This is a genomic window from Pseudoalteromonas simplex (assembly GCF_015278155.1).
Classification (GTDB): Bacteria; Pseudomonadota; Gammaproteobacteria; order Enterobacterales; family Alteromonadaceae; genus Pseudoalteromonas; species Pseudoalteromonas simplex.
The window spans coordinates 299,730-315,255 of sequence record NZ_JADILN010000002.1 but is presented as its reverse complement, the minus strand read 5'-3'; the positions used below and the strand labels follow the sequence as shown (position 1 = coordinate 315,255).

Genomic DNA, 15,526 nt, shown 5'->3' with positions numbered 1-15,526 from the left:
CACACCATGAAAAAATTTAATCTCATTACAGCAAGCTTGTTAGCGTTAGGTTTAACAGCTTGTAGTTCAGAACAATCAGCTAATACAGCAGTTGAGCAGGTGTCTGCACCAGGAGCACCGGGTGTTGAGCCTTTTTGGGCATACTCTGGTAAAACGGGTATTGGTACCTCTTACGAGCAATACCAAGACGGCCACTATAGCGACGCAGCTGCTACTGGCAAAGTATCAAAAGTTTGGTTTTCAATCGCGAAAGGCATGATCACCGAAACCATGTTTGGTTTAATTCACCAAGCACAAATCAAAGATATGCAATTTGTTGTAGTCGGTAAAGACTTTACCGTTACAGAGAACGATGATCTCGATGTAAGCATTGATTATTTATACAAAGACGACGCTGGTCGCCCATTATCGCTTGCTTATAAAGTCGTTAGTAAAGATAAACAAGGTCGTTTCACTTTAGAAAAACATATTTTTACAGATCCAAACGGCCAAACATTGTTTGTTCGTAGCGTATTTAATACCGACCTTGAAGGTGTGAAAGCCTACGTTAATGTGAACCCTTACATTGATAACAACGGTTTAAACGATTTTGCAAAAGTAACTGATAAGGGGCTAGTTGCGTGGCAAGATGATAACTTTTTATCTTTACAAGCCGCTCAACCATTTAAGCAAGCAAGCGTTGGCTTCACGGGAGTAAGTGATGGCTTAAAAGAGTTAAAAGCATCGCAATCATTATCAACGACTTACCAAAATACCGGTGATAAGTCGGGTAATGTAAGCTTACTTGCAGAGCTTGGTGAAGTATCAAAAAACACCACCTTTGATTTAGCTTTAAGCTTTGGTAACTCTGAAACTGCAAGCTTAAAAGAAGGTCAAGCAAGTTTAAATCAAGGCTACCAAAAAGTGCTTGCTGCATATAACGGTGAAGGTGTTGCAATTGGTTGGCAAGACTACTTAGCAAGCCTTGAACCTTTGAGCACATTAACTAACAGCACCGCAGATAATGGTAAGTTGCTTTATACCAGCGCCATGGTGTTAAAAGCGCAAGAAGATAAAACTCATGCTGGTGCTTTAATTGCGTCACTGTCTAACCCTTGGGGTGAAACAGTATCAGCCAAAACAGGTTCTACCGGTTATAAAGCGGTTTGGGTACGTGATTTCTATCAAGTAGCAATGGCATTTATGGCCATGGGTGATACACGTACCGCAAAAACGGCGTTTGAATATCTAGAAAAAGTACAAGTAACAGATAACACACCAGGCAATGGTGGTGACACGGGTTGGTTCTTACAAAAGACGCATGTTGATGGTGAGCTTGAGTGGGTAGGTGTTCAGCTTGACCAAACAGCAATGCCGATAATGTTAGCGTGGAAACTACACCAAGCTGGCGTACTTAGCGATCAAGAGCTGACAGATTGGTATGGCAAAATGTTAAAGCCAGCTGCTGACTTCTTGGTTGATGGTGGTCTTGCGAAAATTCTTTGGAACGACACGCAAATTACACCGCCAGCAACACAACAAGAGCGTTGGGAAGAACAAAATGGTTTTTCACCATCAACAACGGCTGCGGTTGTTGCAGGCCTAGTGACAGCTGCTGATATTGCTAAAAAAGCAGGGGACACTAAAAATGCAGAGCGTTACCTAGCAACGGCTAAAAGCTACAACAGTGAAATTGAAAGCACCATGTTTACGACTCAAGGTAACCTTAAGTCTGAAAATAGCGATGGTGAATATTTCATTCGTATTGGTCAAGACAAAGATCCAAACTCATCAACCACACTTAATGCTAATAACGGGCGTGAAGGCTTTGATAAAAAGCAAATCCTTGATGGTGGTTTCTTAGAGCTTGTACGTTACGGTGTTCGTGATGCACTTGCGCCAAGCATTGTAAAAACATTACCAGAATACGATGACGAAACCTTAGTCGATAATTTGCAAGTGCGTTACACCTTTAATTTTGCTGATGGCTCAGGGTCATTCCCTGGTTACCGTCGCTATGGTAACGATGGTTACGGTGAAGATGAAGTGACAGGTAACAACTATGCCGAAGGTGGTAACAACACCCCTGGTCAACGTGGTCGTGTATGGCCGTTTTTCACAGGTGAACGTGGTCACTATGAAATCGCTGCGGCAAACGCAACTAATAGCCTTGATGCGATGAAGCAACAAGCGATTAAAGACACCTATGTAAAAGGTATGGAAGCATTTGCCAATGAAGGCATGATGCTACCTGAGCAAGTTTGGGATGGTGTTGGCAATAATAAAGCAGGCTATCAGTTAGGTGAGGGGACAAACTCAGCGACACCACTTGCTTGGACTCATGCAGAATATATCAAGTTACTCCGTTCAGTGAGTGATAAACATGTATGGGATCATTACCCAGTGGTTGAAAAAGCCCTCAAGTAATACCTTATTAATAAGCCGCAATTCATTTGCGGCTTTTTAGTTTAAATTTGAGTAGACATTATGTTTAAGAAATTTATTTGTTTAACCTTGATGCTATTTTCAGGTGTCACTTTTGCAAATGTGATAATCCCTGAGGTGTCAGAAGGGCATCTTGATGTTAAGAAAAACTTTAGTTCAAAGTATGTTGAGAGCCGTTTTTTAAATATCTGGTTACCACCAGGTTATAGCAACACACGTAAGTATGATGTTTTATATATGCATGATGGTCGAATGTTGTTTGATGCCAAAACAACATGGAATAAACAAGAATGGCAAGTTGATGAAGTTGCAGCGAAGTTAATTCAAAGCGGTAAAGTTAAGCCATTTATTGTTGTTGGCATTCCAAATGCGGTAGAAAATCGTCATAGCGAGTATTTTCCGCAAAAAGTATTTGAAAGTTTAGCAAAGCAAAAACAAGCAAATTTATATGAGTTAGAGAGGTATCCAGGGCAAAAGCTGTTTTACTCTAAGGTTTATTCAGACAACTATGCTCGCTTTGTTGTTGAAGAAGTCATTCCCTTTATTGAGAATAACTATTCAGTAAATAAAGGTTTTGAACATCGGTATATCGCAGGATCAAGCATGGGAGGGCTTATTTCTTGGTATACACTACTTCAATATCCTAATGAGTTTGCCGGCGCAATTTGTATGTCTACGCATTGGCCAGGGATTTTTACTTATGACAAACAAGTATTTACTGCTTTCAAGCAGTATATTTCTGACAATATTGGCAAACTAACAACACAAAAAGTTTACTTCGATTATGGAGATGGCACATTAGACTCCATGTATCCTGATCTTCAAAAACAAATTGATAATGTATTTATGCAACACGGTTATCCAGCTTCGTTATGGCAGAGTCAATATTTCCCAGGTGCGACGCATGCAGAAGTTGATTGGGCTAAGCGATTACAAATCCCACTTGAGTTTATGTTCAGAGTAAACGCGCAAGCACTGTAATAATTAATTGATTAAAAGAATCGAACTGCTTCTGCTAGGCTAAATGCCTGTATTAAAAGTATTTATAGCACGAAGCTATAACTATGAAGTAAAAACTTAATTACATACCTAATATTTATTGGGCATGGCTTTTGGTAAAAGGAAAAATAATGTTAAAAAAACTAGCCTTATGTGGTTTGTTAGCAATAAGCACGCAAAGTAAAGCGGATGACTATTTGCTTTACTTTATGGGGGGCCAATCAAATATGGAAGGTTTTGGCTTTAATAAAGACTTACCTGCACAGTATGAAAAGCCAGTTGAAAATACCTTATTCTTTTTTGGTAACCCTGTTGCTGATGATGCATTAAATGGTGGCAAAGGTGTTTGGACTAATTTAATGCCTGGTTTTGGAACAGGGGCAAGATCGACAGAGCATTCAATTATTTTATCTGATAGATTTGGCCCTGAATTGAGTTTTGGTAAACGCTTATCTGAGCTAACGGGTAAGAAAATAGCCATTATCAAATATGCGCGTGGTGGCTCATCTATTGCGCTTGGGGCATCTGGTTTTGGTACATGGGGGCAGAACTATGCTGACAACACCAAGATCAACCAATGGGATAACTTTCAAACTACCGTAAGAGCTGCGTTAGCGAACAATGATATAGATGGTGATGGTGTAGCAGATACTTTAGTACCAGCAGGTATCATTTGGATGCAGGGTGAGGCCGATGCCTATCATGAACAAGCATCTAAGGTTTATTTAGCTAATTTAACAAGCCTGATGAATGATATGAAGATGACTTTTGGCAATAAGGAGTTACCAATCATTCTTGGCAGAATCGAAGACTCTGGTAAAACACCTGAAACACGCATGATGCCATATATAGAGAGAGTATGGGATGCTCAGAAAAAGTACGTTAAATCAAATACTAATGCTCATTTAGTTGCCTTTGATGAGCCTGTCGAATTCATTGAAGATAAATGGCACTATAAAAGTAATTACTATATAAAACTAGGTAACCTTTTTGCAGAGAAAGCAGCCGAAACATTAGCTAAGTAAGTTTCTTTTAAATATCTAATTAAATAATTAAACCGCCGAATTAACCTCGGCGGTTTTTTGTTTATAATAGGGCCAAATTTGAAATGGAATTTACCATGAATCAGCAAAATTTTATTCTTGTTATACTTATTCTCATTGCTTTACCTGTGTGCTTAATTAAAGCTGAAGCAGCTGAACTTAAACCCTTCACTACAGATGGTTGCAGCTCTTTTCCTGATGGAACGATAGAACACAAAAACTTATGGTTAGCTTGCTGCACTGCCCATGATCTCGCTTATTGGCAAGGCGGTACTTTCAAGCAACGTGAGCAAGCTGATATAGATTTAAAAGCGTGTGTTGCACAAGTGGGTGAGCAAGAAATTGCGGTATTGATGCTTGCTGGTGTTAGAGTGGGTGGTACACCTTTTTTACCTACCAGCTTTCGCTGGGGTTATGGCTGGCCATACCCCAAGTTTTATAGCGAACTCACTGAGCAAGAGCGCTTACAAGTTGAAAGCCGTTTAGCAGAATACGCTGATACTGAACAGCATTAATACTTAATAAAGAGAATGGGCAGAGAGCAGTCTATTCGAGTTTTTATAATTATTTAAAATGGAGTTTGTAGATGATCAAAACAGCCGGGATGTTACTTTTATTATTTGCTCTTAATTCTCAAGCGGAAAGTTTTCAATCTAAACTTGTTGAGGCCGCCAAAGAGCGAACTGAACACTTTGTAGTTTATAACGGAAGTTATCGAAAAATAGACTATCCCAATGGTGATGTACCTAAGAATATAGGTGTATGTACCGACGTGGTTATACGTACTTACAGAGCTTTAGGAATTGATTTACAGGCGCTTGTATATGAGGATATGCGCGACAACTTTAGCTTATATCCTTCAAAACGAATTTGGGGCTTAACCAAACCAGATACCAATATTGACCATCGCAGGGTACCTAACCTACAAGTGTTTTTTGAAAGACATGGTGAAAGTCATGTTATTAGTAAAACAGCTGCTGACTATCAAGCAGGTGATATTGTGACTTGGGTTCTACCTAATAATAGGCCTCATATAGGTATCGTTACAGATGAACTATCGAAAGATAAATTAAGACCTCTGATTGTTCATAACATAGGCTGGGGTCCTAAAATGGAAGATATGTTATTCACTTACAAAATTACAGGGCATTACCGATATAAACCCTAACATACACACTAAGCTTCAATTAGTTACCACTTTAGTATACATTTAAGGTATTTATGTACCTTTATTGGGTTTGGTCTGATTTTTAACTTAAAGGGATTTATATGAAAAATGTTAGTAAATGCATTGCCAGTATTTTGTTGCTACTTCCGACGACTATTTTTGCTTCTCAAGAAGTTGTGATTGAAAAGTCAGATAAATTTACCGAACTGTCAAAAGGCTTAAAGGTAAGTGTTAGAACTGGCCCTAATAAAAATGCCAAAATTTATGACTTTTCGACAAATAAAATTACCATCACTGATGAGCACGGTGCGCCTTTTCAACGTTACTATTTGCAAATTGCCACAGCAGATAAAGAATGGGCCAAGGAAATCATTACGTTTGATGATAAAACGAATGTAATTGACTTAAATGCACTACTTTTTGGTCAATTGATCGACACTTCTGAACTAAAAAAATTAGACTCAGCGCATGCTTTTTCTTTATATAATCGTCTTGAAAATATTCTCTCGGAAGAATATGGCACATTTGAACAGGTTTACAATGATGGCCTTGCGGACTATTTAAATTATATGTCGATAGACGCCGGTTTTGAGAATTACATAGCAAGAACCGGGGGAGCGGGCGATAAACTCACAGAGTCACTAAAAGAAATAAAGCTGCCGCCTCTTGTTGAACACCAACAATTAATGAGTGAGTTTATTAAAGCTGTAAATCAAAAGGACAAAACCTGGTTGTTGGCTCAGCAAAGACCAAATTCCTCAGAGCGAGACTCGGGAATTTATGCGCGCGGTTTAAACGTGCTGTTTGAGTATTTTGATAGCATAGGTAACCCTACAAAGTTCAATATTACCCGAGAAACACAAGGTCGCTCTTATGATCTTAATTCAAATAAACACTTTATTGTTGAATTGCTTGAGCACAAAGGCCGACGAGAAAAAATAGAGATGGAGTTTATGTTTGTAGATACATATGGTGGCCGCTTTATTGCTGAATACGACATTACAGGTGTGCGTTTTCGTTAAGTAACGGTTTTAAATAAAGCAGAAAAGCCGCAGGTTACGAAAACATGCGGCTTTGATATTTCTTGGTTACAGCCCTGCTTTTTTAGCGCGGGCAGCGTGTAGTTTTTTGTAACTTTCGATTAAACGAAGGTGTCTGTCTAAACCCTCAAGCTTCATGCTGGTTTCTGTTAAACCATAGAACATTACATCGCCGTTAATTGAACCAACGACAGCATCCATCGTATCTTGTCCAAACATACGGGTGAAGCTATGAATGTAATCTTCAATCTCTAGGTCATCGCTGAGTGCGACTTCTAACGTTGCATGCATTGCTTGGTAGAATAGGCCGCGTTCAACAATGGTATTGTCGTTATACTGCAAGAATGCTTCAACAAGCTCCATTGCTGCTTCTAAATCACCAAGTGCTAAGTAAATAAGTAGCTTTAGCTCAAGAATCGTTAACTGACCCCATACTGTGTTTTCATCAAACTCAATACCGATTAAGGTGATGATATCTATGTAGTTATCAAGTTCACTTTCTTCTAAGCGCTCAACTAAATCAGCAAGTTGATCTTCTGATAAACGATGCAGGTTTAGGATATCTTCACGGAAGTTAAGTGCTTTATTGGTATTATCCCAAATCAAGTCTTCCACTGGATACACTTCTGAGTAATCAGGCACTAAAATGCGGCATGCGGTACCAAGATCTGAGAACTCAGCAATGTAAGCTTCTTTACCTAAACTTTCTAATATACCGAATAAGCTCGCTGTTTCTTCCTCATTGCTACCAGAGAAATCCCACTCTACAAAATCATAATCGTGTTTAGCGCTGAAGAAACGCCATGAGATCACGCCAGTTGAATCAATAAAGTGCTCTACAAAGTTTTCTGGCTCCGACACAGCCATGCTATTGAACGTCGGCTTAGGCACATCGTTTAAGCCTTCAAAGCTTCTACCTTGTAATAGCTCAGTTAAGCTGCGCTCTAACGCCACTTCAAAGCTTGGGTGCGCACCAAAAGAGGCAAATACACCGCCAGTTTTAGGGTTCATGAGTGTTACGCACATCACTGGGAACTGACCGCCTAGTGAGGCATCTTTTACTACAACAGGGAAACCTTGTTCTTCAAGACCATTAATACCCGCAACAATACCTGGGTACTTGTTTAAAACCTCTTGAGGGACGTCTGGTAAAACAATTTCTTGCTCAATGATTTGGCGCTTAACTGCACGCTCAAAAATTTCAGATAAACACTGTACTTTTGCTTCGGCAAAGTTGTTTCCAGCACTCATACCATTACTTAAGAATAAGTTTTCAATTAGGTTTGAAGGGAAGTAAACCGTTTCACCGTCTGACTGGCGAACATAAGGAATAGAGCAAATACCACGTTCTTTATTACCAGAGTTAGTATCGATTAAGTGTGAGCCGCATAGCTCACCATCTGGATTATAAATTTCACGGGTATAATCATCTAATATGCCCTCAGGTAGAGAGTCATCGTCAGTCAGAGCAAACCACTTTTCATTTGGGTAATGAACAAACTCGCTATTAGCAATGTCTTCACCTAAGAACTGGTCGTTATAGAAGAAGTTACAGTTTAAGCGCTCAATAAATTCGCCTAAAGCTGAGCATAGCGCGCTTTCTTTAGTTGCACCTTTACCATTGGTAAAACACATAGGCGAAGCTGCATCACGAATATGAAGTGACCATACATTTGGCACAATATTACGCCAAGAAGAAATCTCGATTTTCATCCCTAACTCTTCAAGGATGGCCGTCATATTTGCGATGGTTTCTTCAAGTGGTAAATCTTTACCTAAAATAAATGTATTATTGTCATCAGCGGGTTTTGCCATCAACATTGCTTGCGCGTCGGCTTCGATGCTTTCAACAGTATCGATCTTAAATTCAGGGCCAGTTTGAATAACACGTTTAACTGTACAGCGCTCGACAGAGCGTAAAATACCTGTGCGATCTTTCTCTGAAAGGCTTTCTGGTAACTCAACCTGAATTTGAAAAATTTGGTTATAGCGGTCTTCTGGGTCAACGATATTGTTTTGCGCAACACGAATACCATCTGTCGGGATATCGCGAGAATTACAATACACTTTAATAAAGTAAGCCGCACACAATGCAGAAGATGCTAAGAAGTAATCGAATGGACTTGGTGCAGTGCCATCACCCTTATAGCGAATAGGTTGGTCTGCAATGACAGAGAAATCATCAAACTTGGCTTCAAGTCTGAGGTTGTCGAGAAAATTAACTTTAATTTCCATTAAAAAATTCCACCTTTGTGCGCGTTGCTATCTAAAGCGTTATATGCCAGATAAGCATTTTCATCATAATAGGTGTAATTATCTGCTTTTTCGAAGTAATAGTCTTGGGTAAATCGAAAAAAAACTGATTTTAATGCAATAAGTGTCTGGTTAGGGAGGGAGTAGGCGATAACAAAGCTGTTATCGCTAAAAATTAAACACTTGAACCGCGAATAATTAACCGAGGTGGTAAAAGGGTATTCTCTACATCTTCACCACGAATAAGTTTGAGCAGGTTATCGACCAACATTTGTCCGGCGAGGGTGGTGTCTTGCTGAACGGTGGTAAGTGGTGGGTTTACAAAGCTCGAAACCGCAATATTATCAAAGCCAACAACGTGCACATCATCAGGAACCTTTATTTTTGCTTCTTTCAATGCGCGAATAGCACCAATCGCAATAAGGTCACTGGCAGCAAATAATGAGTTAAAACGAATATTATTTGCTAAGAGTGAACGAGTCGCGTGATAGCCTGATTCTTCTGTTGAAATAGCATTTGCCATCTTACGTTCGTTTAAATTCACGCCTTTGGCTAGAAATGCATCTTTAAAGCCTTGGTAGCGAGCAAAAAATTCTGGACTATGCTCAGATGCATCACCAATAAATGCACAATCGGTTCTTCCTGTTGCGAGTAAATGTTCAGCCGCTAATTTACCACCGCCGTAGTTATCACAGCTCACAGTTAAATCTGGGCGGTTATCGACGCTTGCGCCCCAACAGACAAATTTAGTGTGCTGATCTATTAGGGTTTTAAATTTAGGTTGATAATCAAGGTAATCACCATAACCAAGCAGTATTAAGCCATCTGCACGATGGCTGTCTTCGTAATCGGCTTGCCAATCAGAGCTGCTTGACTGAAACGATACCAGTAAGTCGTAGCCTTCTTTTGCACAGGCTCTGGTTATACTACCTAGCATCGCCAAAAAGAAAGGGTTTATTTGTGATTCATCCGAAGTGGGATCTTCAAATAATAACAGGGCGAGGGTGCTACTTTGCTGTGTTCTTAAGTTACTGGCATTTTTATCAACTTTGTAGTTGAGCTGCTTGGCTACCTCATGCACACGTCGACGGGTTTCTTCGTTGACCAAAGGGCTATTTCGCAGCGCGCGAGACACGGTTGACTGCGACACACCCGCATAATGTGCAATGTCAAAAGATGTCGCCTTACCTTTCATATGGTTACCAAATAACAGAACTAGTAATTGCCATTTTCGGCTATTTAATATTTTTTTCAAGCTATTTGTGACAAGCAGCGAGAGTGTGGCTGTTCTGTACACAGTTAGGTATTTTTTATGTGTTTATAATTGCCTTTTCGATACTTAATACGCAGGTTTTCTCATTAAATACGTATGCATGCACAAATAATGAAAATTTTTATTGATCCAAATCTGACACCGGTGTCATAATGTCACTGTTTTATCATTTTGTTGTCAAAACGTATTTGGCTGCCCATTCATTTGGGCAGCATTTTTTTAATACAAAAGATAGCTTCTTTGAGGCAATGACCCAAAGTTTAGCAGACACAGTGGCTTTGCCATTGAAAACTAGAACAATAAGCGGCAACTAGCTTAGACAAATAGAGAAAACATCATGAACACACAGACAACCACAGAATTCGCTCCTATTCTTGTTGCCGATATCGGCGGCACTAACGCTCGTTTCGCTTTAATCACTGACTTTAATGCACAAACTAACCAGTTTGTTATCGAGCACAATTTAACTTTTCCAAGTGCAGATTTTGGCTCTTTAGAAAGTGCGATTAACCAGTACTTTAGTCAAATTTCGTTTCCAAAGCCAAGCCGTGCATGTTTAGCAGTAGCTGGCCCGATTAAAGCAGGTCAAGTTCATTTAACTAACCTTGGCTGGCACTTTAACGTTGCCGATTTAAAAGCTGAGTTTTCATTTGAGCAACTTGAAGTAATCAACGACTTTGCAGCATTTGCTTATGCGGCACCTTATTTAGATGATTCGCAAAATATGGCTGTTAAAGCAGGTCAGGCGGATGAAAATGCGAATATCGCAGTTATGGGGCCTGGTACAGGTTTTGGTGCTGCATGTTTAGTTCGTACATCACAAGGCAGTGCTGTTCTTAGCTGCGAAGCAGGGCACATTACCCTTGCAGCTGTCACAGACTTAGACCGTAGGCTGATTACTGAGCTTAAAAAGCAATTAAATCATGTTTCTGTGGAGACTGTGTTCTCAGGCCCTGGTATTGCTCATTTATATGGCGCTATGGCTGCGGTAAAAGGCGTTGAAGCGAAGAATTTAGATGCAGCACAAATTAGCGAGTTAGCAACCACTGGTCAATGCGAAATCTGTGATGCAACACTTAATCAATTTTGTGATTGGATTGGTAGTGTAGCAGGGGACTTAGCCCTGACATTTGGTGCGTTAAGTGGCGTATTTATTGGTGGTGGTATTTTACCTCGTATGCAACAACGTTTATTATCTAGTCGATTTGTTGAACGTTTTGCAGACAAAGGCATTATGTCGCAATATACTTCACAGATCCCTGTTACGCTTGTAACACAAGACAACATTCCATTCATTGGTGCTGCTGCGTGTATACATGTTAAAAGTAACGCGTAATTAGCAGTTGGATGTAGAGCGGATGAAGAAAGTAACCATCAACAGTGTCGCCAGCTATGCCGGTGTATCGAAAAAAACAGTATCTCGCGTGCTTAACAATGAGCCAAACGTGAGTGATGCAACGCGCGAAAAAGTACTTAAAGTATTTAAAGAGCTCGATTACACGCCAAACCCAATCGCTAGAGGTTTAGCACAAAACCGTAGTTTTATTATTGGTTGCTTGTACGATAATCCGAGTAAAAGCTATATTACCCGGGTGCAAACTGGTGCCTTAGCGGCGTGCCATGAACTTAACTACAACTTATTGATCCATCCTTGCGAATTACGCGGTGATGAATTAATTAGTAACATTGAGCAACTAATTCAAACCTCTCGTTTAGACGGCATTGTACTGACCCCACCATTTTCAGATTTTCCTGAACTTGTAAGCTTTTTAAAGTCGAAAAAGATCCCGTATGCTCGCGTCGCATCAGCAGTACTTGAAGACGACTCTATTTCGGTAAGAAGTAATGATGAGCAGGGGGCTTTTGAAATAACAGAGCATCTTATTAAGCTGGGCCATAAAGAAATTGCCTTCATTAAAGGTCACCCTGATCACAGTGCGACAGAGCAGCGTTTTAAAGGTTATCGAAGAGCACTTGCCTCAAATGGTATTGAGTTTGATGAACGCTTAGTTGAAGAAGGTAACTTCAGTTATCACTCTGGTGTAGATAGTGCCCGTACAATTTTAGATTTAAACCCTCGCCCGACAGCAGTATTTGCCTCAAATGATTACATGGCAGCGGCGGTATTAAAGCTTGCTACACAAATGCAGTTAAGAGTGCCTGATGATATCTCTATTGCAGGGTTTGATAACGCACCAATTGCACGTCATATTTGGCCAGGTTTAACGACCATTGCACAACCAGTTGAAGAAATGACTCAGCAAGCGGTTAAGCAATTGATCACTCATATTGGTGATCCACAAGAGTCGCCTTATCAAGTAACCCTTGAAGCAAAACTCATTACTCGTGAGTCGACAGCAGCAATTAAATAAGTTTCATCTTGTTTTTTCACAGTAGCCCGAGAATGAGTGACGCGTTCTCGGGCTTTTTTATTTCAGCTAAAAAATTTCATGAAAACGCTATAAGTTACTGTTTTTAATTAAAACAAACCTCCAAGCTTGTCTTGTCTATAGGCCTTTGATAGTGGTACTTCACATGAATTCTACTCATATTCTACTAAAATTACATTGTTCATTATTTGGTCATTTAAAAAAATTAAACTAAATTTAACAGATAAGGTTGACACCGGTGTCACAGTCATGAGTTAATACAGTGACACCGGTGTCAGGTTGGTTGTGAGAGACAGCCTGTCAGCGTACCTTTGAACGGGTAAATCAAAGTTGCTCAGTACAATTATTTTCGTGGAGTCTGTAATTGTTACTGAGCCTTTATCCTCTAACTATAGAGATGAGTCGAATTTATATGTTGCATCCTCGTATCCAAGAAGTCACCGAACGCGTTATCGAACGCAGTAAAGAGACCCGCCAAGCTTATTTAGAGCGAATCGCGCACGCAAAAAAACAAACAAGAGTTCGTGCAGGTTTAGGCTGTGGTAATATTGCACACGTTATGGCTGCTTGTAGCAGCGATGACAAAGCTCGCTTAAAAGCAGACGAGCAACCAAACCTAGCTATCATCAACGCTTATAACGACATGCTTTCAGCGCATGTTCCTTACAAAGATTATCCGGAAATCATCAAAAGCCTTGCCACTAAGTTCGATGCTACAGCACAAGTTGCTGGCGGCGTACCTGCTATGTGCGACGGTGTTACTCAAGGCCGTGATGGTATGGAACTATCATTGTTCTCACGTGATGTGATTGCAATGTCTACAGCGGTTTCTTTATCGCATGACGTGTTCGACGGTGTTTTCTGTTTAGGTGTGTGTGACAAGATTGTCCCTGGGCTTTTAATTGGTGCCTTATCATTTGGTCATTTACCAACGTATTTCTTACCAGCTGGTCCAATGCAATCGGGTATCCCGAATAAAGAAAAAGCCCGTGTTCGTCAAAAATTTGCACAAGGCTTAGTAAGTCGCGAAGAGCTTTTAGAAGCAGAAAGCGCATCGTATCACAGTGCCGGTACGTGTACTTTCTACGGTACCGCAAACTCGAATCAAATGTTAATGGAAATCATGGGTCTACATTTACCAGGTAGCTCTTTCATTAACCCTTACACAGAACTTCGTGATGGTTTAACAGGTCATGCTGTCGAAACCATGTTAAAGCAGTTAATCGAAACAAAAGATGCTAACTGCCTTGCTGACGTAGTGAGTGAAAAAACAATTATTAATGGTTTAGTTGGCTTGTTATCAACAGGCGGCTCAACAAACCACGCAATCCACCTAGTAGCAATCGCGAAAGCAGCGGGTGTAATCCTTACTTGGAAAGACATGGCTGACTTATCAGAAGTTGTGCCACTTCTTACACGTATTTACCCGAACGGCTCAGCAGATGTGAACCACTTCCAAGCCGCCGGCGGTATGGGCTTCTTAATGAAGCAACTACTGAGCAAAGGTTACTTACATAACGACGTGAAAACGATTGTGGGTGATGGCCTTGAGGCATACACCACAGAGCCAATGCTAGATAAAGATTCATCAGTGATCATGACTAACAGCACAGGCCCAAGCAAAGTTAAATGGGTTGCGTGTCCTGAAAAATCACATGACGAAGAAGTGTTACGTCCGATTGATAACCCGTTTAGCAAGCAGGGTGGCTTACAGCTTCTTACAGGTAACCTTGGCAAAGCCGTTATTAAAGTTTCTGCAGTGGCTGAATCTCACCAAGTTGTTTCTGCACCAGCTAAAGTATTTAGCTCACAAGGTGAGTTACAAGAAGCATATAGCCGCGGTGAGTTAAATACAGACTTTATTGCTGTAATTAAAGAGCAAGGTCCGAAGGCGAAAGGCATGCCTGAGCTTCACAAATTAACGCCAGTAATGGCAACACTACAAGACCAAGGCTACAAAGTGGCGATTGTGACAGACGGTCGTATGTCGGGTGCATCAGGTAAAGTTCCTGCTGCAATCCACTTAGCACCAGAAGCGGTTGAAGGTGGTGTAATCGCAAAAATTCACGAAGGTGACTTAGTGACGCTTGATGCACCAGCGGGTGTATTGAAAGTACACGTAAGCGATGAAGAATTAGCAAAACGTGAATTACAACTTAGCCAACCAAGCCAAACATATGGTACAGGCCGAGAGTTATTCGCAGGTTTCAGAAATATAGTAAGTAGTGCAGACCTTGGCGCAAGTGCCTTTGGTTTAGAATAATAATACGCCGTTACTGGGCTATGAGGAACAAACAATGAGCATTGAGAAAATTTTATCATCGGCACCTGTGGTACCGGTTGTTGTTATCGAAAAACTTGAAGATGCAGCACCCCTTGCACGTGCGCTTTATAACGGTGGCTTAAAAGCACTAGAAATTACTTTACGTACGCCGATTGCGGCAGAAGCTGTAAAGCTAATGAAAGAAGCCGTACCAGAAGCATACGTTGGCACAGGTACCGTGGTTGATAAAGCGACATTTAATGCATCTGTTGAAGCCGGTGCTGACTTCATGGTTAGCCCAGGTGTAAACGACGAATTATTAGCACTGGCTAAAGACACTGATATTCCATTTTTACCAGGTGCAGCAACACCAAGTGAAGTAATGAAATTAGCAAGCCATGGCTTTAAGTTCTTAAAGTTCTTCCCTGCAGAAGCAGCGGGTGGCACAGCAATGCTGAAATCAATTGGTGGTCCTTTACCACAAGTAACATTTTGCCCTACAGGCGGTATTAGCCTTGAAACAGCACCTAATTACCTGGCACTTAAAAATGTAATCTGTGTAGGTGGTACTTGGATGTTAGATAAACAACTTATTGAAAACAAAGACTGGCAAGCCATTGAAGCGCTTGCTCGCCAAGCAAGTGAAGTAAAATAATTAACGGGAGATATTAGA

Annotated in this window: 12 protein-coding genes; 10 read left to right on the top strand and 2 right to left on the bottom strand. The window is 40.6% G+C overall.

What is annotated here, in order from left to right:
- The first annotated feature begins 6 nt into the window (after positions 1-6).
- The 6 genes from IRQ78_RS05345 (at position 7) to IRQ78_RS05320 (ending at position 6,656) form a co-directional block, all read left to right on the top strand.
- On the top strand, positions 7-2,406 hold the full coding sequence (locus IRQ78_RS05345; protein ID WP_194441550.1) for a glucan 1,4-alpha-glucosidase: 2,400 nt from the start codon (positions 7-9) through the stop codon (positions 2,404-2,406).
- Between the two features lie 60 nt (positions 2,407-2,466).
- A complete protein-coding gene (locus IRQ78_RS05340) occupies positions 2,467-3,405 on the top strand; it encodes an alpha/beta hydrolase (RefSeq protein WP_194441549.1) in 939 nt (312 codons plus the stop codon).
- A gap of 149 nt (positions 3,406-3,554) precedes the next feature.
- Positions 3,555-4,448: a sialate O-acetylesterase gene (locus tag IRQ78_RS05335; protein ID WP_194441548.1), complete on the top strand. Its 894-nt coding sequence runs from the start codon at positions 3,555-3,557 to the stop codon at positions 4,446-4,448.
- Between the two features lie 95 nt (positions 4,449-4,543).
- The gene (locus tag IRQ78_RS05330; RefSeq protein ID WP_206769752.1) at positions 4,544-4,981 is read left to right on the top strand and encodes a hypothetical protein; all 438 of its coding nucleotides are present in this window, start codon (positions 4,544-4,546) and stop codon (positions 4,979-4,981) included.
- A 71-nt stretch (positions 4,982-5,052) separates the two neighbouring features.
- A complete protein-coding gene (locus IRQ78_RS05325; protein WP_138600565.1) occupies positions 5,053-5,634 on the top strand; it encodes a DUF1287 domain-containing protein in 582 nt (193 codons plus the stop codon).
- A gap of 101 nt (positions 5,635-5,735) precedes the next feature.
- Positions 5,736-6,656, top strand: coding sequence for a hypothetical protein (locus IRQ78_RS05320; protein WP_194441547.1), 921 nt, complete (start codon positions 5,736-5,738; stop codon positions 6,654-6,656).
- Positions 6,657-6,722: 66 nt separating this feature from the next.
- On the opposite strand, the gene IRQ78_RS05315 is transcribed toward IRQ78_RS05320, so the two are convergent.
- Both IRQ78_RS05315 and IRQ78_RS05310 read right to left on the bottom strand, forming a co-directional pair.
- Complete coding sequence (locus IRQ78_RS05315; RefSeq protein WP_194441546.1) at positions 6,723-8,909, bottom strand: OsmC domain/YcaO domain-containing protein; 2,187 nt, start codon at positions 8,907-8,909, stop codon at positions 6,723-6,725.
- A 193-nt stretch (positions 8,910-9,102) separates the two neighbouring features.
- Positions 9,103-10,122 (bottom strand): LacI family DNA-binding transcriptional regulator, encoded by a 1,020-nt coding sequence (locus tag IRQ78_RS05310; protein ID WP_054551443.1) that lies wholly within the window; start codon positions 10,120-10,122, stop codon positions 9,103-9,105.
- A gap of 415 nt (positions 10,123-10,537) precedes the next feature.
- On the opposite strand from IRQ78_RS05310, the gene glk reads away from it, so the two are divergent.
- From glk to IRQ78_RS05290, 4 genes are all read left to right on the top strand, one after another.
- Entirely contained in the window at positions 10,538-11,536 is a 999-nt protein-coding gene (gene glk / locus IRQ78_RS05305; RefSeq protein WP_194441545.1) for a glucokinase, read from the top strand.
- 22 nt (positions 11,537-11,558) lie between these two features.
- Positions 11,559-12,572: a LacI family DNA-binding transcriptional regulator gene (locus IRQ78_RS05300; protein ID WP_054551441.1), complete on the top strand. Its 1,014-nt coding sequence runs from the start codon at positions 11,559-11,561 to the stop codon at positions 12,570-12,572.
- Between the two features lie 430 nt (positions 12,573-13,002).
- Positions 13,003-14,853 (top strand): phosphogluconate dehydratase, encoded by a 1,851-nt coding sequence (gene edd / locus IRQ78_RS05295; protein ID WP_054561636.1) that lies wholly within the window; start codon positions 13,003-13,005, stop codon positions 14,851-14,853.
- A gap of 34 nt (positions 14,854-14,887) precedes the next feature.
- Entirely contained in the window at positions 14,888-15,508 is a 621-nt protein-coding gene (locus IRQ78_RS05290; protein WP_054551439.1) for a bifunctional 4-hydroxy-2-oxoglutarate aldolase/2-dehydro-3-deoxy-phosphogluconate aldolase, read from the top strand.
- Positions 15,509-15,526: the final 18 nt, after the last annotated feature.

Coding starts and splice junctions, on each gene's coding strand:
- IRQ78_RS05345 (WP_194441550.1), top strand. CDS start 7: ATGAAAAAATTTAATCTCATTACAGCAAGCTTGTTAGCGTTAGGTTTA.
- IRQ78_RS05340 (WP_194441549.1), top strand. CDS start 2,467: ATGTTTAAGAAATTTATTTGTTTAACCTTGATGCTATTTTCAGGTGTC.
- IRQ78_RS05335 (WP_194441548.1), top strand. CDS start 3,555: ATGTTAAAAAAACTAGCCTTATGTGGTTTGTTAGCAATAAGCACGCAA.
- IRQ78_RS05330 (WP_206769752.1), top strand. CDS start 4,544: ATGAATCAGCAAAATTTTATTCTTGTTATACTTATTCTCATTGCTTTA.
- IRQ78_RS05325 (WP_138600565.1), top strand. CDS start 5,053: ATGATCAAAACAGCCGGGATGTTACTTTTATTATTTGCTCTTAATTCT.
- IRQ78_RS05320 (WP_194441547.1), top strand. CDS start 5,736: ATGAAAAATGTTAGTAAATGCATTGCCAGTATTTTGTTGCTACTTCCG.
- IRQ78_RS05315 (WP_194441546.1), bottom strand. CDS start 8,909: ATGGAAATTAAAGTTAATTTTCTCGACAACCTCAGACTTGAAGCCAAG.
- IRQ78_RS05310 (WP_054551443.1), bottom strand. CDS start 10,122: ATGAAAGGTAAGGCGACATCTTTTGACATTGCACATTATGCGGGTGTG.
- glk (WP_194441545.1), top strand. CDS start 10,538: ATGAACACACAGACAACCACAGAATTCGCTCCTATTCTTGTTGCCGAT.
- IRQ78_RS05300 (WP_054551441.1), top strand. CDS start 11,559: ATGAAGAAAGTAACCATCAACAGTGTCGCCAGCTATGCCGGTGTATCG.
- edd (WP_054561636.1), top strand. CDS start 13,003: ATGTTGCATCCTCGTATCCAAGAAGTCACCGAACGCGTTATCGAACGC.
- IRQ78_RS05290 (WP_054551439.1), top strand. CDS start 14,888: ATGAGCATTGAGAAAATTTTATCATCGGCACCTGTGGTACCGGTTGTT.